General features: G+C 43.6%; 16 protein-coding genes and 4 tRNA genes. 10 read left to right on the top strand and 10 right to left on the bottom strand.

Annotated features, from left to right (window positions below; genetic code table 11):
* The first annotated feature begins 19 nt into the window (after window positions 1–19).
* The 7 genes from DPG01_RS03965 (at window position 20) to DPG01_RS03935 (ending at window position 7,966) form a co-directional block, all read left to right on the top strand.
* Entirely contained in the window at window positions 20–1,384 is a 1,365-nt protein-coding gene (locus DPG01_RS03965) for an ATP-binding protein (protein ID WP_110974254.1), read from the top strand.
* Between the two features lie 360 nt (window positions 1,385–1,744).
* The gene (locus tag DPG01_RS03960; protein ID WP_110974253.1) at window positions 1,745–4,588 is read left to right on the top strand and encodes a monovalent cation/H+ antiporter subunit A; all 2,844 of its coding nucleotides are present in this window, start codon (window positions 1,745–1,747) and stop codon (window positions 4,586–4,588) included.
* 1 nt (window position 4,589) lies between these two features.
* On the top strand, window positions 4,590–4,955 hold the full coding sequence (locus tag DPG01_RS03955) for a Na+/H+ antiporter subunit C (protein WP_110974252.1): 366 nt from the start codon (window positions 4,590–4,592) through the stop codon (window positions 4,953–4,955).
* The gene (locus tag DPG01_RS03950; protein WP_110974251.1) at window positions 4,955–6,763 is read left to right on the top strand and encodes a monovalent cation/H+ antiporter subunit D; all 1,809 of its coding nucleotides are present in this window, start codon (window positions 4,955–4,957) and stop codon (window positions 6,761–6,763) included. The genes DPG01_RS03955 and DPG01_RS03950 overlap by 1 nt, the downstream gene beginning before the upstream one ends.
* Window positions 6,764–6,765: 2 nt before the next feature.
* Complete coding sequence (locus DPG01_RS03945) at window positions 6,766–7,287, top strand: Na+/H+ antiporter subunit E (RefSeq protein ID WP_110974250.1); 522 nt, start codon at window positions 6,766–6,768, stop codon at window positions 7,285–7,287.
* A complete protein-coding gene (locus DPG01_RS03940) occupies window positions 7,284–7,559 on the top strand; it encodes a monovalent cation/H+ antiporter subunit F (protein ID WP_086209688.1) in 276 nt (91 codons plus the stop codon). Before DPG01_RS03945 ends, DPG01_RS03940 begins: the two co-directional genes overlap by 4 nt.
* Before the next feature lie 11 nt (window positions 7,560–7,570).
* A complete protein-coding gene (locus DPG01_RS03935) occupies window positions 7,571–7,966 on the top strand; it encodes a Na+/H+ antiporter subunit G (RefSeq protein WP_086209689.1) in 396 nt (131 codons plus the stop codon).
* Between the two features lie 112 nt (window positions 7,967–8,078).
* Here DPG01_RS03935 and DPG01_RS03930 read toward each other — a convergent pair whose 3' ends face one another.
* From DPG01_RS03930 to tpiA, 10 genes are all read right to left on the bottom strand, one after another.
* Window positions 8,079–8,483 (bottom strand): ribosome-binding factor A, encoded by a 405-nt coding sequence (locus tag DPG01_RS03930; RefSeq protein WP_086209690.1) that lies wholly within the window; start codon window positions 8,481–8,483, stop codon window positions 8,079–8,081.
* A complete protein-coding gene (infB, locus tag DPG01_RS03925; RefSeq protein ID WP_086209691.1) occupies window positions 8,483–11,182 on the bottom strand; it encodes a translation initiation factor IF-2 in 2,700 nt (899 codons plus the stop codon). The genes DPG01_RS03930 and infB overlap by 1 nt, the downstream gene beginning before the upstream one ends.
* A gap of 10 nt (window positions 11,183–11,192) precedes the next feature.
* Complete coding sequence (gene nusA / locus DPG01_RS03920; protein ID WP_086209692.1) at window positions 11,193–12,677, bottom strand: transcription termination factor NusA; 1,485 nt, start codon at window positions 12,675–12,677, stop codon at window positions 11,193–11,195.
* 40 nt (window positions 12,678–12,717) lie between these two features.
* Window positions 12,718–13,242 carry a ribosome maturation factor RimP gene (gene rimP, locus DPG01_RS03915; RefSeq protein ID WP_086209693.1) on the bottom strand — a complete coding sequence of 175 codons (525 nt, stop codon included), beginning with the start codon at window positions 13,240–13,242 and terminating at the stop codon, window positions 12,718–12,720.
* A gap of 227 nt (window positions 13,243–13,469) precedes the next feature.
* Window positions 13,470–13,546, bottom strand: a tRNA-Met gene (locus tag DPG01_RS03910).
* A gap of 89 nt (window positions 13,547–13,635) precedes the next feature.
* Window positions 13,636–13,712, bottom strand: a tRNA-Met gene (locus tag DPG01_RS03905).
* A gap of 69 nt (window positions 13,713–13,781) precedes the next feature.
* Window positions 13,782–13,858: transfer RNA gene (locus DPG01_RS03900), tRNA-Met, on the bottom strand.
* Window positions 13,859–13,906: 48 nt separating this feature from the next.
* Window positions 13,907–13,991 (bottom strand) — tRNA-Leu (locus DPG01_RS03895).
* Between the two features lie 53 nt (window positions 13,992–14,044).
* On the bottom strand, window positions 14,045–14,374 hold the full coding sequence (gene secG / locus DPG01_RS03890) for a preprotein translocase subunit SecG (RefSeq protein WP_086209694.1): 330 nt from the start codon (window positions 14,372–14,374) through the stop codon (window positions 14,045–14,047).
* A 13-nt stretch (window positions 14,375–14,387) separates the two neighbouring features.
* Window positions 14,388–15,179 carry a triose-phosphate isomerase gene (gene tpiA, locus DPG01_RS03885; protein ID WP_110974249.1) on the bottom strand — a complete coding sequence of 264 codons (792 nt, stop codon included), beginning with the start codon at window positions 15,177–15,179 and terminating at the stop codon, window positions 14,388–14,390.
* 278 nt (window positions 15,180–15,457) lie between these two features.
* Between tpiA and pilB the strand changes: the two genes are divergently transcribed.
* From pilB to DPG01_RS03870, 3 genes are read left to right on the top strand one after another with little or no spacing between them, the layout of a single operon-like run.
* Window positions 15,458–17,170, top strand: a complete 1,713-nt coding sequence (gene pilB, locus DPG01_RS03880) for a type IV-A pilus assembly ATPase PilB (protein ID WP_110974248.1) — start codon at window positions 15,458–15,460, stop codon at window positions 17,168–17,170.
* 30 nt (window positions 17,171–17,200) lie between these two features.
* Window positions 17,201–18,427, top strand: coding sequence for a type II secretion system F family protein (locus DPG01_RS03875; protein WP_110974247.1), 1,227 nt, complete (start codon window positions 17,201–17,203; stop codon window positions 18,425–18,427).
* A complete protein-coding gene (locus tag DPG01_RS03870) occupies window positions 18,427–19,287 on the top strand; it encodes a prepilin peptidase (protein WP_110974246.1) in 861 nt (286 codons plus the stop codon). The genes DPG01_RS03875 and DPG01_RS03870 overlap by 1 nt, the downstream gene beginning before the upstream one ends.
* Window positions 19,288–19,294: the final 7 nt, after the last annotated feature.

The following is a 19,294-nucleotide window of genomic DNA, read 5'->3' as shown; positions in this document are numbered from 1 at the left end:
CCACGTCTGCGGGTGTTCTATGAAAATTCAATCCATTCACCTGAAACACATCCTACATTTTGCTGACCTCAAAGTCGATTTTTCTTATCACGACAAAGCTGTCACTTTAATTTTAGGTGATCAAGCCTCAGGCAAAACCTCTATTCTGCGTTTTAGTTATCAGGCTCTGACTTGGTTTGCAGCCCGCTATAAAGATTTACGCTCTGCGGGGGTGGTGATGTTAGATCACGACATTATGCTGAACCGCCTACAGTCCAAAATTGATATTCAAGTTGCTATACCCGCTGAAGTGTATGCTCTCAAACCTACAATAGCCGATGCTGCACCCGAACCTTATACATGGCAACTCTACAAAACCTTAAACCAACAAGGGATTGGCATCAGTCGAGTGGAAACCTTGGAACTCGAACAACTGGTCAATCTATATCAGCAGGCAACCCTACAAGATCCACTGCAAGGTTTACCGTTGATTGCGTATTATCCTGCGGAACGTTTTGTCAATGAGATGAATATTCTCAGCAAGAACAATCCCCTGATTTTCCAACATGCACATGCCTATGAAATTTCAGCTATTCCCTATACCACCTTTGCCCGTTTCTTTGAATGGTTTCGTGAAATCAGCGATATCGAAAATGCGCAAACTGCGCAGTTTTTACAAACGATACTGCATCAGCCCAAAAGTATGCCACCCGATATTCCTCTAAGCTATCAACTCACTCAGGCTCAAGCGCACATTCAGTCACCCAGCCTACAGGCGCTCAAGCAGGCTTTAGCAACCGTGCTGCCTGAGATTGAAGATATGTATCTGCAATATCATCCCAAATTACAACTGATGGTGCGCTATCAGGGCAACAGCATGCTCTATCAACAGCTTTCCAATAGTATCCGCAACTGGGTGGCACTCATTGGCGATATTGTGCGACGTTTATGCTTACTCAACCCTGAAAGCCTGTTCCCATGCTTAGAAGGTGACGGTGTGCTATTGATTGACGCGATTGATCATCAACTGGATCAAAATATGACACAAGTCATTTTAAAACGTTTAAATCAGGCTTTTCCTCGACTGCAAATTATCGCTTCAGGTAACCGAAGTGAGCTGCTGGAACAAGCCAACGAGTTTCAGTGCCTCAAATTGGAAAATAAACAATTAAGTCCGATCCAGCTCGATGCACTGCAACATCAGTTCGATGCCATTTACCAAAACCTTGCCAATCATGAAGCGACCAATGGAACCATCGAACCGATTGCGGCTGAACCTCAAGATTTAAATGTGGCTGAATTATTCACACAAATACAGCAGCAACTCTCTCTCGAACAGCAACAGCATTTGATTGCTTTACTCAGTGCTGAAGATGATGCCTCATCTGCTAATCCATTAACTTAACCTGCTTCATCAGTATCACCATTTCAACTCTAAAAACAGGCAACCAATGGTCGCTTTTTTACATTTCTTGCACTGAGAAAGTACCTCCTAGCCACCAAGAAACGACCATCATGCGTATAATGTTTTGCGTCAGCGCAAAAAAGATTGATGTTGTTTTAGTCATGTTATATGATCGGTTTTACTTGCAAATTTCTAACTGAAATCGGATTTTGCTATAACGCTTCATGAGTTGCGCAACACAACTTCATTATTTTTAAATTTCACATTGGCTTTCAAGATTGAAACTCTTGGGCTGCTCTTTGCAGTCCTGTAATCCTTGAAAGATGAGATTCACCAATAGGTTTTAACCTATTCACGACAATGGAAACGAGTGTGCTACCGATTATTTTATTGTTACCGTTAATACTTGGCACAACCCTTGTCTCATTACTGAAGCAGAGCTCACGTAGGCTAACCGCCTTCGCAGCTGTTGGGGTCAGTATGACAAGTTTAGGCTTATTACTGACCCAAGCACGAGACGTGTTTAATGGCGCTGTCATTACGCAGTCGTGGTCGTGGTTGCCGCAGCTTGGCATTAACTTCAGTTTCCGTCTAGACGCTTTAGGCCTCCTCTTTGCCTTACTCATCAGCGGCATCGGAACCCTCATTTATATTTATGCCTATTTTTATTTAGGCCCCAAAAATTCTCTCAATAAACTCTATCTACTGCTCATGTTGTTCATGGCAGCCATGCTTGGAATTTCACTCTCCAATAATTTAATTTTACTCCTCGTTTTTTGGGAACTGACCAGTATCTCCTCTTTTCTTTTGGTCGGTTATTGGAGCAATTACGACGCGGCGCAACGTGGCTCACGAATGGCCTTGACCATTACGGGTATGGGCGGACTGGCCATGCTGGGTGGTTTCATCTTGCTGGGCCAAATCACTGGCACCTATGAGATTGATCAAATCTTGACAATGACCACACAGATTCAAGGTCATGCTTTATTTGTTCCTACGCTGTTACTGATTTTACTCGGTGCTTTTACCAAAAGTGCGCAATTCCCATTCCACTTTTGGTTACCCAACGCAATGGCAGCCCCGACCCCCGTGTCTGCTTATTTACACTCAGCAACCATGGTCAAAGCGGGCATCTTCTTGGTGGCACGACTGTTACCGATTTTTGCAGGTGCGGCACTGTTCCATAATTTGGTCACGTTTATTGGCCTGTTTACCCTGTGTATGGCTGCATTTTTTGCCATCTTTAAAGAAGACCTGAAAGGTTTATTGGCCTATTCAACCATCAGCCACCTCGGCCTGATCATGTGTCTGTTGGGGACTGGATCACCATTGGCTGTGGCTGCGGCGATTTTTCATATTATTAACCATGCCACCTTTAAAGCAGCTCTGTTCATGATTGCGGGCATTATTGATCATGAGTCAGGCACACGTGACTTGCGTAAGCTTAGCGGGTTATGGCAACTGTTGCCTTATACCGCTACGCTAACCATGGTCACTGCCGCGTCGATGGCTGGCGTGCCCTTGACCAATGGTTTCTTATCTAAGGAAATGTTCTTTACTGAGCTGCTCAGCAACCTGTCTGGCCCTGTGCTCATCTGCTCTGCGATTGTCGCGACACTGGCGGGGATTTTTGCGGTAGCTTACTCTGTACGTTTAGTTCACGGCGTTTTTTTCGATGGTCCTGTAGGCCAACAAGTCCCAAACAAAGATGCACATGAGCCACCGTTTGGCATGCGTGCACCAGCCACTTTACTGGCGATTCTATGTATTTTAGTCGGCTTATTCCCTGCCCTAATGGTTGAAAACATCGTTAACAGTACAGCACGCGCCAGTACCCAAATGATGAATTTTGAAGGCACACATCTTGCCCTATGGCATGGTTTTAACCTGCCATTGTTGATGAGTGCTATTGCCTTGGTCGGCGGTCTAATTTTCTATTTCAGTCTGGCGAAAGGCGGCAAAATTCGAGAAATTGATCTTGATCCATATTTAGGTCGTCTGCAAGGTCGAGTGGCTTTTGACTTATTCCTAAAGTCACTCCTGCTCAACTCACGCAAATTTAAACGATTGACTGAAAACGGTAAATTACAGAGCTATCTGCTCTGGATTGTACTATTTAGCATTGTTTTAGTAGCCATTCCATTCTTGGGCCAAGGCATTAGCACCGGTACACGTGAACTCGCCCATGCTCCAGCCTTAGCGATCGTACTTTGGCTACTGTTATTCTCTTCATGCTGGATGATGCTTTGGTTTCACCATGAACGCATTAAAGCGGTATTGATCAGTGGCGCGATTGGTTTAGTCGTGACCATGATTTTTGTCTGCTTCTCTGCACCAGATTTAGCTCTGACACAAATCACCGTCGATGTGGTCACTACCGTATTGCTATTGATGAGTTTATCGCTTTTACCGCAACTCACACCGTATGAATCAAGTGTCTCACGTCGTTGGCGCGATGCTCTCATTGCGATTGGTGGCGGACTTGGCATTGCATGGATTACATGGCTCATTTTAACCCGTGATCACAACTCCATTTCATGGTTCTTCATGCAACAGTCGATTCCACTAGGCGGTGGAACCAACGTCGTCAATGTCATTTTAGTTGACTTCCGTGGTTTCGATACCTTTGGTGAAATTACAGTCCTCGGTATTGCAGGCATCGGTGCACTGTGTTTAATGGATGGTATGCGTGCTCACGGTACCACCATGACCCAAGGTCTCAGCTACCGTTTCAATCCATCGCCACTCATGCTTCGCATTAGCGCATCGTGGATTTTACCGATTGCCTTGGTGGTCAGTCTGTATATCTTCTTACGCGGGCATAACCTGCCGGGCGGTGGGTTTATCGCGGGTTTAATTACCGCTTTGGCCTTGATTATTCAGTACATGGCACTCGGTCAAGACCATGCGGAACAGCTGCTCAAAGCCAAATCAGGTCGTTTGTATGAAATCTGGATTGGTACAGGTTTAGTTATCGCAGGCTTAACAGGCTTAGGCGCATGGTTTTGGGGACGCCCATTCCTCACCAGCGCACACTTTTATGTGTCGCCACCAATTTTAGGCGAAATGCATCTTGCAACCGCAGCACTATTCGATGTCGGTGTTTATATTACGGTTGTAGGCGCGACCATGTTGCTCATTTCTGTTTTAGGTGACTCTCGTCACTCCAGCATGTCTGGTCCAGTCGTACCAAAGGGGGATTAATATGATTAGTTTAGAATTGTTACTTGCCTCCGCTATTGGTCTATTGACTGCAACAGGTATTTATCTGATTTTACGTGCTCGTACCTTTCCTGTGGTGCTTGGGCTTGCCATGATTGGCTATGCCGTCAATTTATTTTTATTTGCTATGGGCCGACTCCAAGTCAATGCGCCTGCGGTACTCACCGAAGCCAGCAAAGCAACCGATCCCCTTCCGCAAGCTTTGGTGTTAACCGCAATTGTGATTGGCTTTGCCACCACTGCTTTTATTGTACAACTGGCCTTACGCAGTCGCTATGAAACAGGAACCGACCACGTTGACTCTAAAGAAGAAATACCACAAATTGACCCACGTGAGGATGAGCCATAATGAATGACTTCATCCACTTTTGGACCGAACACACCCCAATTTTTAGTATTCTAATCCCTGCCCTTACCGCTTTTGTGTTGGTATTATTGGGTAATCCGGGATCAGGTTCTTTAGCACAAGACTGGCGACAACCTTGGCGTCGGGGTATCAGTTATACTTCAGGTTTGCTCGGTTTATTCACCGCAGTCAACTATCTGATCTTTGCAAGCTCAGGGCAAATCAGCGTTTACAACCTGAGTGAATGGGCAGCGCCGTTTGGTATTGTTTTGGTCCTCGATCAACTGTCTGCACTCATGTTGGTCTTAACCTATGCTTTGGCAGTTCCTGTAATGTGGTTTGCCAGTAAAGAATGGGATGAGCGTGGACGTTACTTTCATGCCATGTGTCATTTCCTGCTGATGGGTCTCACAGGCGCTTTCCTGACAGGCGACTTATTTAACCTGTTCGTGTTCTTTGAAATTTTGTTGATGGCCTCTTATGTCTTGTTACTGCATGGTCAAGGCAAAGCGCGTTTTCAACTGGGCATTCACTACGTCACCATTAACCTGTTGGCATCAGCCCTATTTTTGATTGGCCTTGGCATGATTTACGGCAGTGTCGGTAGCCTCAATATGGCGGATGTTGCACGTTTGATGCCTGTATTAGAAGCCGATCAACATCGTATCGCGGTTGCAGGTGGGCTATTGTTGTTTACAGTCTTTGGCATTAAAGCAGCCATGCTACCTGTCGGATTTTGGTTACCCAAAACCTATGCGGTGGCAACGACGCCTGTGGCGGCTCTGTTCACCATCATGACCAAAGTCGGTATTTATGCCATTTTACGTGTCAACGGCACCGTATTTGACGATGCAATTAGTCGTGAAATTCTGCAATACATTTTATTACCAATTGGTTTGATTACATCTGTCTATGGTGTGATTGGTGCGATGGGTGCGGAACGCTTACGTCGTTTCATTGGCTTTATGATTTTGTCTTCTGTAGGCACGATTTTAATCGCCATTTCCCTATTCAATACTTTGGCATGGGCAGCGGCACTGTATTATTTGGTACACAGTACTATTATTGCAGCAGCGTTTTACATTTTAAGTGGTTGGATTACTTCACAACGCGGTGAATTTAAAGACCACTTTAAAATCGCACCTCAAATGAAACAGCAGAAGATACTCTCTATTACCTACTTTACAATTGCTTTGATGATGGCCGGTTTGCCTCCATTTAGTGGCTTCCTAGGTAAGGTTTTTATATTACAAGCAACCTCTAATTCACCTTATCAGTTGTTGATCATTTTGACGGTTTTGGTCGTCAGCTTACTCAGCATTATCGCCTTTACTCGTGTGGGTTTTATTCTGTTCTGGCGTGCAACAAAGCCTGAAGATAACCCTATCGAGCCTGCTTATACCACCTATCAAGCCTTGCCTGAGCAAGCACCAAAACGCAATGACAAAACCATTTATCTTTTATTGGTCGGTTTAATTGGCTATATGGTCTTTGCAAGTCCAATTCAGAAGTACACTTACCAAACCGCTATGCAAATCCAAAATAATGCGCTCTATGAGCAAACTTTGCTTAAAACCGATGAGCATGGGCAAACCATTAGCGTACAACCGTTCGATAGTGAAAATTTACCTGAAACCAAATATGGTGGCGAACGCGTGGATCCAAATGCACATTTGATTCCATATTTAATTTCGGAAGAAACACTGGAAGGTGAACATATTTCTGAATACAAACAGCGTCAAATGCAACAGCAGCATCAGGCTGAAGAGCAACCAAACACAGAACGACTAGAACCTATGGTGGAGCCTTAAACATGAAAAAGACTTCTTTTCTAGTACGCTGGCTTCCTCACCCTTTTGTTTCGGTTGTGGTTGCACTTAGTTGGCTAATGCTGGCGCATAGTGTTGAAGCAGCGAGTTTAGTCATGGCAGTTTTACTCGGTATCTTTATTCCACGTTTCATTAAACCTTTCATTGCATATACGCCAAATATTGAATGGAAATCAGCAGTTAAACTACTTTTTGTCGTACTTTACGATATTGTGATGTCCAATATTACCGTGGCAAAACAAGTTCTAGGGCCGATTGATCGTCTACAACCCAAATGGTTTCGTGTTCCGCTTGAAACGCAGCATGAGGAAGTCAATACACTATTGGCAATGATTATTACCACAACGCCTGGAACCGTTTCAGCAGGGATTGACCAAGATCGTGGGGATATTTTGGTCCACGCACTCAGCACTGATGATGCTGATGCCGAAATCCAAAATATTAAAGCGCGCTATGAAAAACCGTTGATGCAAATTTTTGGTGTTCAAGCAGGAGATAATACATGACTATTTTACCGTATGCTCTCGGCATCTGTTTAATTGCCGTCACGATCTCAATGCTGCTGTGCTTGATTCGTTTAATCATTGGCCCATCCATCGTGGACCGACTATTAGCACTCGATACCTTATTTTTAAATGCCACCTGTTTGATTATCATTTTAGGCATTTACTGGGCCAGCACCTCATTGTTTGAAGGTGCGCTATTGGTTGCGATGTTAGGCTTTGTATCTACAGCCGCTTTAGCACGCTACTTCACCTCAGGTCATGTGATTGACTAGGAGCGATATAGATGCAACTCACAATGGAAATTCTGGTTTCAATTTTTCTCATGATCGGCACTTTCTTCATGCTGGTTGGAGGGATTGGAATGGTACGCCTACCCGACTTATTCATGCGTCTTCACGCACCCACAAAATCAAGTACGCTTGGCTTGGGCAGTTTTTTGATTGCTGCCATGATTTATTCTGCATTTCAAGGTCGCTTTGGTTTTCCTGAACTATTGCTCACCTTATTTGCATTTTTGACTGCACCAGTATCTGCTAACTTAATGGCACAAGCAGCATTGCATTTACGTTTACGCTCACTCAGTGGTGATGTACCAGAAGCTTTAAATCGCCCCTTACCTTGGCAACGCACGCGCCGTAGGGCTTTCCAAAAGCAGCATAATGATGATCTTTCTCAGTAACATAGAAATCACGGCCACACTCGGTATTTCTGACTCATTCAATTTGTAAATGTAAATGAAGCAAATAAAAAAGCCACCCTCGGGTGGCTTTTTTATGCTCAGTTAAACTGAATTACTCATCATCTTTTTTTGCTTCGTCAGCAGGTAAATCCTTCACTGCTTCTGCAATCAGACCAAACATATAGTTACCATATGCATTGGTTTTGTCGTAATGGAAACGCAAACGCGGTGTAATACGTGTCTTAATACGACGGCTGAGTTCATGACGCAAGAAACCAGATGCTTTGTTTAACACATCAAGTGTTTCTTTATTTGCTGCCTCACTTTGCTCATCGCCAAGCTCACGACCCATTACAGTCACATACACTTCAGCATAACCTAAGTCTGGACTTACTTTCACCGCAGAGATGGTCACAAGACCACCTAAGCGTGGATCTTTCAGCTCTTGACGGATCAATTCAGACAACTCTCGTTGTACTGTATCCGCCATACGCTTAAGACGTTGACTACCCGCCATTAAAGACTCCGTTTGATCAATTGAACATCGTACACTTCAATCTTATCTAGTGCTTTAATGTCTTTATAACCTTTCACCGCAAGACCACATTCCATACCAGCACGAACCTCTTCAACCACTTCTTTATAACGACGAAGTGATTCAAGCTCACCTTGGAACACAACCACGTCATCACGAAGGACACGAATTGGTTTGTTACGGTGTAATACACCTTCAAGTACCATACAGCCTGCTGCAGCACCAAACTTACTTGAGTGGAACACTTCACGTACTTCAGCCACACCTAGAATTGTTTCACGGTGTTCTGGTGCAAGTTTACCGCTCATCGCTGCTTTCACATCATCAATCAATTGATAGATAATTGAGTAGTAACGAATGTCGATGCCGTCAGCATCTGCTTTTTGACGTGCTGCGTTATCCGCACGTACGTTAAAGCCAAGAAGAACTGCCTCAGAAGATTCAGCTAGTGTCACGTCAGATTCAGTGATCGCACCAACACCTGAACCAATGACACGGACTTTAACTTCGTCTGTTGCAAGGTCAGCAAGAGCAACGTGTAATGCTTCCAATGTACCACGTACATCAGTTTTCAATACGACATTGACGATAGGTACATCTTTCTTGCCCATAGACGCCATGATATTTTCAAGACGCATTGCGCTTTGACGCTCAAGACGTTTTTGGCGTTCACGATCCATACGCGCATCCGCAACTTCACGTGCTTTCTTCTCGTCATTCACAACAAGAACTTCATCACCCGCCATTGGCGCTTCAGGTAAACCTAAAATTTCCACTGGAATTGAAGGACCTGCAGATTGAATACGTTTACCGTTTTCATCTGTCATCGCACGTACGCGACCATAAGATGCACCCGCAAGAACCAGGTCACCTACTTTCAATGTACCGTTTTGAACAAGGATAGACGTGACCGCACCACGGCTGTTGTCTACACGTGCTTCAATCACGACACCTTGAGCAGCACCTTCTTCAGATGCTTTCAACTCAAGTAATTCAGCTTGGATTGAAATAATATCTAGAAGCTCATCAATACCTTGACCTGTATGTGCTGAAACCATTGCAACAGGAACGTCACCGCCCCATTGTTCAGGAACGATTTCTTTCACAGTCAATTCATTCAATACGCGGTCTGGATCAGCAGACTCTTTATCCATTTTGTTGATTGCAACAATAATTGGCGTGCCAGCAGCACGTGCGTGATCAATCGCTTCAGCTGTTTGTGGCATTACACCATCATCCGCCGCCACAACCAATACCACGATGTCTGTCGATTTCGCACCACGTGAACGCATTGCAGTAAATGCTGCGTGTCCCGGAGTATCTAAGAATGTGATAATGCCTTTATCAGTCGTTACATGATATGCACCGATGTGCTGAGTGATACCACCCGCTTCACCAGCTGCCACTTTTGAACGACGAATACGGTCAAGCAATGATGTCTTACCATGGTCAACGTGACCCATGATAGTTACAACAGGAGGACGAGTCGTTTGAGCGCCACGTGCTTCTTCTGCTGCTTCAAGTAAGTTATCTTCAGCTTGGGTATCCGATACAAGAACTGGGTTATGGCCCATTTCTTCCACGATCAACGCTGCAATTTCTTGATCAATCGCTTGGTTTTGAGTTACAAGTTCACCCATTTTCATCAGCGACTTAATCACTTCGCGTACTTTAACTGCCATTTTCGCAGCCAAGTCAGCAACCACAATTGTTTCACCAATTTCAACATCATAAACTTGTTTTTTAACTGGTTTTTCAAAGCCATGCTTGTTTGCTTGGCTGGTTTTTAAACCACGTTTATGCGTGTTGTCACGGAAAGACTGTTCTTCACCACGACGACCACCTTTCTTCGGTGCACGCGCACCTGGTGTATTGGTACCACGTTTGATATCGCGGTCTTCTTTGGCAAATGAATCTTCATATGCTTGACCAACAAGACCCGCTGCAAGTGGAGAATCATCCACGACACGAATCGTTGCTGTTGCATCTTCATTTGAGTATTTAGACGCCATTTGACGCATTTGCTCAAGTGTACGTTGCTGTGCTTCTTCAGCTGCTTTACGACGAGCTGCTTCTTCAGTTGCTTTAAGTTGAGCTGCCTGAGCTTCGCGCGCTTTTTTCTGTTCTGGTGTTTCAATCACTTTAACTTGTGCTTTAACCACAGGTTTATTGGTTGATTTACGTTTCACCACAACTGCTGCTTTTGCGACTTCTTGCTTCGTCGTTTCTTGCTTAGCAGCAGCACGCATTGCTTCAAAGTTTGCAGCTGCTTTATTTACAACTGGCGTTTCAGCTTTTGGTTCAACCATAGCTTGCACGTTTGCACGCGCTTGTTGCTCAGCTTGTGCTTTCGCCAAAGCTTCTGCTTTAATTTGTTCTGGATCTGGCTTAGTAAATGTATGCTTCTTGCGAACTTCTACATTAATTGTTTTCGCCTTACCTGATGTACTGGCTACTTTAGCCGTACTGGTCGTTTTACGTTTCAACGTGATTTTTCCTGCCTGACCATCGTCTTGACCATGAATTTTCTTCAAATGGTGCACGAGGGCATCTTGTTGTTCAGTAGAGATAATATCGTCCGATTTACGCTGTGGTAAACCTGCATCACGAACCTGCTCTAGGAGCTTCTCAACAGGGCGGTTCACGCTGAGAGCTAACTCTTGTATCGTCTTGTCCGTCATGTATGATCTCCTAGTTAAACCATGATTCGCGCGCTTTCATAATAAGTTGACCCGCTTTCTCTGCACCTAAACCTTCAATATCTGAAATATCGTCAGTCGCTTGGTCAGCCAAGTCATCAATCGTGATTACACCACGTGCTGCGAGTGCATATGCAATCTCTTGTGTCATCCCTTCCATTGCAACGAGTTCTGCACTTGGATCTTGGATGTTTTCTTGCTGTTTCAATGCATCAGCCAATGCAACTTCTTTTGCGCGGCCTTGAAGTAATTCAACCACTTCAGCATCTAATTCAATTTCGTCAAATGTTTCAGCCGGAACATAAGCAATCTCTTCCAAAGAAGTGAAGCCCATTTCAACCAAAGCCATTGCCAAATCTTCTTCAATATCTAAACGTGATACAAATAAGTCTAGGTATTGTTGAGCTTCGTTTTGCTGACGAGCATGATACTCTTCTTCAAGCATCATGTTCAGTTTATAACCGGTCAATTCAGATGCAAGTCGAACATTTTGACCTTGAGAACCGATCGCACGCGCTAATTGGTCGCTGGTTGCGAAAATAATGTCAGCTGTACGTTCTTCTTCATCAATCACGATACCCGATACATCTGCTGGCTCTAAAGCACTCGCAATATACTGAGCAGGATCATCAGACCATACCACTACATCAATACGCTCACCGTTCAACTCTTGCTGAACTGCTTGGATACGTGTACCACGCATACCAATACATGCACCCACCGGATCAATACGATGATCGTTGGTTTTCACAGCGATTTTAGCACGAACGCCCGGTTGACGCGCCGCTGCTTTAATCTCGATGATTTCTTCAGAAATTTCAGGAATTTCCTTTTTCATCAACGCGATGAGCATTTCTGGCTTGGCACGAGATAACTGAAGTTGTGCGCCACGACCTTCACGGTTCACATTAAACAAAATCGCATTTACACGTTGTTTTGGACGCAAAATTTCTTTTGCAATCATTTCTTCACGTGCAAGGTACGCTTCTGCATTGTCACCAAGATCAATGATAAAGCCATCTTTGGTCTGCTTTTTCACTTCACCGTAGATCAACTCGCCCACTTTCGACTCATACGCATCCGCAATCAACGCACGCTCTGCTTCACGAATTTTCTGAACAATCACTTGTTTCGCAATTTGTGCTGCAATACGACCGAAGTCAATTGACTCAACTTCAAGCTCTCGTACATCACCGATCGACCATTTTGCTGGATCAACATCTGAAATGGCGTCTTGGCACGCAGGCATTTCATGATCTTCATCCGCAACTACGGTCCATTGACGGAAAGTACTATATTCACCCGTTTTACGATCAATCTCTACACGAAGCTGCGCTTCTTCAGAGTTTGTTCCTTCGTAGAACTTCTTTTTAGTCGCAGCAACAAGCGCTTGTTCCAAGGCTTCGAAAATCGCTTCACGACTTACACCTTTTTCATTACTAACCGTTTCAACGACGGTAAGAATTTCACGTGCCATAAGCCACCTATTTCGTTCAGATTCTTATTTATTAAATGAATTAATCTTGATAGACCAAATTGGCTTTATCAATATTATTGCTATCAATTTCAAGTACTTGCTGCTTTTCCACTTCAACTTGAATCATTTCTGCTTCAAGATCTACAGCAACCAATTTTGCTTGGAATTTACGACGATTATCAACTGCACTGATCAAACGGAACGCAATTTGTTGACCAACATATGCTGGTAATTGTTCAAGTTGGAAAAATGGACGATCCCAACCTGGTGAAGATACTTCAAGCGCATACTCACCTGAAATTGGATCATGCACATCGAGCATTGCACCGACCTGTTGAGTCACGCGTACGCAGTCCTGAACACCAATACCGCGCCCTTGTTCAAGCTCACCATCTTCATTGATAACAGGTTCTGCATGTTCATCGACCGCTTTGTCGATATAAATACGCAATAAAGAACGTTTGCCTTGAGGAAGGAATTCAATTCCCCAAAGATCCACACCACAGGCTTGCACTGCAGGAGCAATTAAGTCTTGGAGTGCTTGGGTTTTATTTGATAGCTTCATTTACTCTCGTCAATTTTGTGCGATTCAATGGCCGAAACTGACCACTACAAACCAATACAAACTATAGTAGTAGTGGAACATGACACTTTGACTTTCACCGTATCCGGCGCACATCGACACTACACGATAGCCAATAAAAAAGGGCGTAATCGCCCCAATTATTGCACAGAAAATCAATATCCACTGTGCAAAAAGGCCCACCTTGTTGTGAGCCTCTTTTAGAAACTTGGTAGCGGGAGCTGGATTTGAACCAACGACCTTCGGGTTATGAGCCCGACGAGCTACCAGACTGCTCCATCCCGCATCAACGTGCAAAAATTATATACAAATATGAACTATTTTTCAATCTAAATACTTCATACTTGCTTTGATTTAGTTGCACCTAAATCAAATTGGTAGCGGGAGCTGGATTTGAACCAACGACCTTCGGGTTATGAGCCCGACGAGCTACCAGACTGCTCCATCCCGCATCAACATGCAAAAATATTCTTGGTTTAATCACTTAAACCACTTACTTTAGTTTGCTTCTAAAATAAGATTGGTAGCGGGAGCTGGATTTGAACCAACGACCTTCGGGTTATGAGCCCGACGAGCTACCAGACTGCTCCATCCCGCATCAACAGATTTGCTGCATACACCAACTTAATCTTCTGGATTCATAAGTTGGTGCGGAAGGGGGGACTTGAACCCCCACGCCCGAAAGCACTACCACCTCAAGGTAGCGTGTCTACCAATTCCACCACCACCGCAGCTGTGACGCATTCTAGTAGCATCGCCACAAAAAAGAAAGGACTAATTCCAATTATTCGCTTGTTTTCGGTGCAGTTGGTGAAGTTTCAGTCGATTGCACAGGTACAGAAGTTGTCGTTTGTACCGACTTTAGGCTGTATGCATCTGTAGTTTGCTTTTTAGCAAACACGGCCAATGTCAAACTGGTGACAAAAAACAATGCCGTTAAAATCGCTGTTAATCGTGTCAAGAAGTTCCCTGAACCCGATGCACCAAATACAGTTGCCGCACCGCCACCACCAAACGAAGCACCAGCATCTGCACCTTTACCATGCTGGACTAAAATCAGCACGATCATCAACACAGCTAAGATAATATGTACTACCAGCACAAAAGTTTGCATGCTGAACTCCTAATTATTTTGTATTTGCAAATGCTTCGGCAATTTTATAAAAAGACGTTGCATTTAAAGATGCCCCACCGACGAGCGCACCATTGATATCTGGACAAGCCGCTAACTCTACTGCATTTTCAGCTTTAACACTACCACCATATAAAATGGCCATGCTTGCGCCATGCGAGGTAATTTGGGTTAAACCTTCACGGATTTTTGCATGCATGGCCTGTGCATCTTCTGGCAATGCAGTTTTGCCTGTGCCAATCGCCCAAATCGGCTCATAAGCAATCACAATATTTTGCCATTGTTCCGCCACCACCACACTAGCCAAGTCACAAATCTGTTGTAAAACAATAACTTCAGCCTGACCCGATTCACGTTGTTCTAGACTTTCACCTACACAGTAAATGACAGTCAAACCAGCATTTAGTGCATTTTGTGCTTTGGCATTTAAAACAGCAGAAGTTTCCGCAAAATATTCACGGCGCTCCGAATGCCCCACCAAAACATATTCGATTTGGCTATCTTTCAGTAGCTCTGCACTCACCTCACCTGTATATGCACCAGTATGGGCAAAACGTGAAACATCTTGAGCTACGGTAAAAACTGGGCGTACAGCTTTCGCAAGCTCAACTTGTGTTGCGCCCAGTGCGATTGCAACAGGTGCAACGCCAATATTACATTTTTCTTGTGCTATTTCTTTCTCTTGCAAGAGCTGTTTAAATTCTTGAAGCAATTGCTTGGCATCTGCCTGCATTGGGTTCATCTTCCAATTGCCGACAACCCATGGCTTAATCGTCGAACCCGACATACAGCACCCTATTCAAAACAGTTCATTAAAACGGCCTCATTCTACACGTTATTTATTTTTCAAAGATAGTTTTCTTCCAGAATTTATTCTTTGATGGAAACTACACCGATCAAAACAAAGAGCATTTTGTAAAAAAAACCGCCTGCTATTACGACCAGTTCATGCTTTTAATCGATATTAAGGTGGTGACAACACTTTCAGATATGGTATTTTTGTGCAACAAAAGTATAATTTTACGATACCAATTATAAACAATTGAGAAGTTAAGGACTTGGGGAATGTCAGTATCAAATGGTTTGCCTAAATTCACAGGCTTTATTCGACGCTTAGTCGAAGACGGACGCATGACTGCTGAAAATATGCAGCAGGCGATGCTTGCTGCCAAAAAGGCTCAACAAGATATTGTTCCTTATCTGATCGAAAATTATAAACTCTCTCCAAAAATTATCGCAGAAACGATTTCTTTGGAGTTTGGTGAGCCAGTTTTTGACCTAAGTGTCTATGACTCAGCACAAATTCTACGAGATGTTGTTGATATTAAGCTCATCACTAAACATCGTATTCTACCTATCTTCCGCCGAGGTAATATTCTTTATCTCGCAACCAGCAATCCGACCAATATGGATGCCATGGATGCGATTCGCTTCAACTCTAAAATGAACATTGAAGCAATTATTGTTGAGCATCCTCAACTGGAAAAATTTATTGAGCAAAACTTTACTCAAACAGATAGTTTTGAATTTGCTGATGATGATATTGATTTAGATCTAGAACAAGATTTTGAAAAGCCGAATGATGAGGAGGATGACTCCCCGCAAGGTGATGAAGCACCGATTGTAAAATACATCAATAAACTATTAATTGATGCAATTCGTATGGGCGCCTCAGACTTACACTTTGAGCCTTATGAAAAATCGTATCGCGTTCGTTATCGTGTCGATGGTGTACTTCGTCATATTGCCAGCCCACCACTACAGCTCGCAACACGTCTTGCCTCTCGCTTGAAAGTCATGTCTCAAATGGACATTTCCGAAAAACGTGTTCCTCAAGATGGGCGTATTAAATTAAAGCTATCAAAAAGCAAAGCGATTGATTTCCGTGTCAACTCTCTGCCGACTTTATTTGGTGAGAAGCTGGTACTGCGTATTCTTGATCCATCGAGCGCTATGTTAGGGATTGATGCATTAGGCTATGAACCTGATCAAAAAGAACTCTTTATGCAAGCTTTGGACAAACCACAAGGCATGCTACTGATTACAGGTCCAACAGGTTCAGGTAAAACGGTATCCTTATATACAGGTTTGAATATTTTAAATAAAGAAGATACGAATATTTCAACTGCCGAAGACCCAGTTGAGATTAACTTAGAAGGCATTAATCAGGTCAATGTGAATAATAAAGTCGGCCTCACTTTCTCAGCCGCACTCAAGTCTTTTCTGCGTCAGGATCCAGACATTGTAATGGTCGGTGAGATCCGTGATCTTGAAACAGCAGAAATTGCCATTAAAGCTGCGCAGACCGGTCATATGGTGATGTCGACACTACATACTAACAGTGCCCCTGAAACCCTGACACGATTACGCAACATGGGGGTGCCATCATTTAATATTGCCACTTCAGTCAACCTCGTAATCGCTCAGCGTTTAGCACGTCGTTTATGTAAACAATGTAAAACACCTGCTGACATTCCTGAACAAAGTTTACTCGAAATGGGCTTTACCGCAGAAGATATTAAAAATCCAGACTTCAAACTTTATCAGCCTGTAGGATGTGCTGAATGTCGTGAAGGCTATAAAGGTCGTGTCGGCATTTATGAAGTCATGAAAGTTACATCAGAAATTTCAAAAATTATTATGGAAGACGGCAATGCCTTACAGATTGCAGAAGCTTCAGCAAAATTAGGATTTAACAATTTACGTCGTTCAGGTTTACTCAAGGTTATGCAGGGGGTCACTTCCTTACAAGAAGTGAATCGTGTAACCAGCGAATAATTGAAATATTGAAAGAATAAGGATAAACGCATGGCTGTCAAGAAAGCACAGATGATGCCAACCTTCAATTATGAAGGGATAGACCGTAAAGGGGCAAAAATTAAAGGGGAGTTGCCTGCACGTAATCTTGCCCTCGCCAAAGTCACTTTGCGTAAACAAGGCATTACCATCAAAAGTATTCGTGAAAAGAAAAAGAATATTCTTGAAGGCGTATTTAAGAAAAAAGTGACGACGCTGGACATCACGATTTTCACCCGTCAGCTCGCAACGATGATGAAAGCTGGTGTACCACTGGTTCAAGGGTTTGAAATCGTGGCTGAAGGCTTAGAAAATCCAGCAATGCGTGAAGTCGTCCTCGGCATTAAGGGTGAAGTTGAAGGCGGTAATACCTTTGCTGGAGCACTCAGAAAATACCCTCAATATTTTGACAATTTATTCTGTTCGTTGGTCGAATCAGGTGAACAATCAGGTGCACTTGAAACGATGCTAGATCGTGTAGCGGTTTATAAAGAAAAAAGTGAGTTACTCAAACAAAAAATTAAAAAAGCCATGAAATATCCCGCAACAGTGGTTGTGGTTGCAGTGATTGTGACGATTATTTTGATGGTCAAAGTCGTCCCCGTTTTCCAAGAACTCTTTACCTCCTTTGGCGCAGAATTACCAGCATTTACTCAAATGGTCGTCAACATGTCTGAATGGATGCAAAAATATTGGTTTATCTTGATTATTGTAATTGGTATCTTAATTACAGCTTTACTGGAAACAAAAAAGCGCAGTAAAAAGTTTCGTGACATGCTGGATAAAGCTGCGCTGAAAGCCCCAATTTTCGGTGATTTGGTTTATAAAGCAATTATTGCTCGCTATAGCCGTACTCTTTCCACAACCTTTGCTGCTGGCGTTCCTTTAATTGATGCACTTGAGTCTACAGCTGGGGCAACCAACAATGTGGTCTATGAAGAAGCTGTGATGAGAATCCGCGAGGATGTAGCAACCGGTCAACAACTTCAATTTGCCATGCGTGCCACCAATAAATTCCCTTCCATGGCAGTACAAATGGTTGCCATTGGTGAAGAATCTGGTGCGCTTGATGCCATGCTAGATAAAGTTGCCACTCACTATGAAAATGAAGTTGATAATGCCGTGGATGGCTTAACTGCAATGATGGAACCTTTGATCATGGCGGTCTTGGGTGTACTTGTGGGTGGTCTCGTGATTGCCATGTATCTACCAATCTTCCAAATGGGTTCTGTGGTTTAATGCAAGAAATAATTTCCTCTCTGATCAACACTCCAACTGCACTTTATTTCGTGGTTGGAGTTTTTAGTTTGTGTATCGGCAGTTTCCTCAATGTGGTGATCTACCGCACCCCAAAAATGATGGAGCAAGAATGGCGTACTGATTGTCAACTGTTACTTCATCCTGAGCAACCCATCATTGATGAAACGAAGCTCACCTTAAGCAAACCAGCATCTACCTGCCCCAAATGCAACAGTGCCATACACTGGTATCAAAATATCCCTGTGGTTAGTTGGTTAGTACTGCGTGGAAAGTGTGGCACCTGCCATAACCCAATTAGCATTCGTTACCCTGCTATTGAACTGCTCACAGCCACGTGTGCATTGATCGTAGTCGCGGTCTTTGGTCCAACCATCCAAATGCTTTTTGGCCTAGTCTTAACCTACATTCTCATCGCTTTAACCTTTATTGATTTTGATACGCAGCTCCTGCCAGATCGCTATACTCTCACACTTGCAGCACTTGGTTTAGCAATAAATAGTTATGCTATTTATACCTCTCCCACCGCTGCCATTTGGGGTTATATCATTGGCTTCTTGTGCTTATGGGTCGTCTATTATCTATTTAAGCTTATCACTGGCAAGGAAGGCATGGGCTATGGCGACTTTAAGTTACTTGCTGCCCTAGGTGCCTGGATGGGGCCGTTGTTACTGCCACTGATTGTGCTACTTTCATCTTTTGTTGGTGCAATCATCGGCATCATCTTGCTCAAAATTCGAAAAGAAAATCAACCTTTTGCTTTTGGTCCATATATTGCTATTGCAGGTTGGATTGCTTTTCTTTGGGGCGAGCAAATTATGAAAATTTATTTAGGCAATTAATAAAACC

Origin of the sequence: Acinetobacter sp. WCHAc060042, from assembly GCF_003231195.1 — a bacterium.
In the GTDB taxonomy this organism is placed as follows: Bacteria; Pseudomonadota; Gammaproteobacteria; order Pseudomonadales; family Moraxellaceae; genus Acinetobacter.
Note: the sequence above shows the minus strand (reverse complement) of the source record. Positions and strands in the feature narration are given on the sequence as shown.

Coding starts and splice junctions, on each gene's coding strand:
- pilB (WP_110974248.1), top strand. CDS start 15,458: ATGTCAGTATCAAATGGTTTGCCTAAATTCACAGGCTTTATTCGACGC.
- rimP (WP_086209693.1), bottom strand. CDS start 13,242: ATGAAGCTATCAAATAAAACCCAAGCACTCCAAGACTTAATTGCTCCT.
- secG (WP_086209694.1), bottom strand. CDS start 14,374: ATGCAAACTTTTGTGCTGGTAGTACATATTATCTTAGCTGTGTTGATG.
- DPG01_RS03930 (WP_086209690.1), bottom strand. CDS start 8,483: ATGGCGGGTAGTCAACGTCTTAAGCGTATGGCGGATACAGTACAACGA.
- DPG01_RS03940 (WP_086209688.1), top strand. CDS start 7,284: ATGACTATTTTACCGTATGCTCTCGGCATCTGTTTAATTGCCGTCACG.
- DPG01_RS03870 (WP_110974246.1), top strand. CDS start 18,427: ATGCAAGAAATAATTTCCTCTCTGATCAACACTCCAACTGCACTTTAT.
- DPG01_RS03960 (WP_110974253.1), top strand. CDS start 1,745: ATGGAAACGAGTGTGCTACCGATTATTTTATTGTTACCGTTAATACTT.
- infB (WP_086209691.1), bottom strand. CDS start 11,182: ATGACGGACAAGACGATACAAGAGTTAGCTCTCAGCGTGAACCGCCCT.
- DPG01_RS03875 (WP_110974247.1), top strand. CDS start 17,201: ATGGCTGTCAAGAAAGCACAGATGATGCCAACCTTCAATTATGAAGGG.
- nusA (WP_086209692.1), bottom strand. CDS start 12,677: ATGGCACGTGAAATTCTTACCGTCGTTGAAACGGTTAGTAATGAAAAA.
- DPG01_RS03965 (WP_110974254.1), top strand. CDS start 20: ATGAAAATTCAATCCATTCACCTGAAACACATCCTACATTTTGCTGAC.
- DPG01_RS03935 (WP_086209689.1), top strand. CDS start 7,571: ATGCAACTCACAATGGAAATTCTGGTTTCAATTTTTCTCATGATCGGC.
- tpiA (WP_110974249.1), bottom strand. CDS start 15,179: ATGTCGGGTTCGACGATTAAGCCATGGGTTGTCGGCAATTGGAAGATG.
- DPG01_RS03945 (WP_110974250.1), top strand. CDS start 6,766: ATGAAAAAGACTTCTTTTCTAGTACGCTGGCTTCCTCACCCTTTTGTT.
- DPG01_RS03950 (WP_110974251.1), top strand. CDS start 4,955: ATGAATGACTTCATCCACTTTTGGACCGAACACACCCCAATTTTTAGT.
- DPG01_RS03955 (WP_110974252.1), top strand. CDS start 4,590: ATGATTAGTTTAGAATTGTTACTTGCCTCCGCTATTGGTCTATTGACT.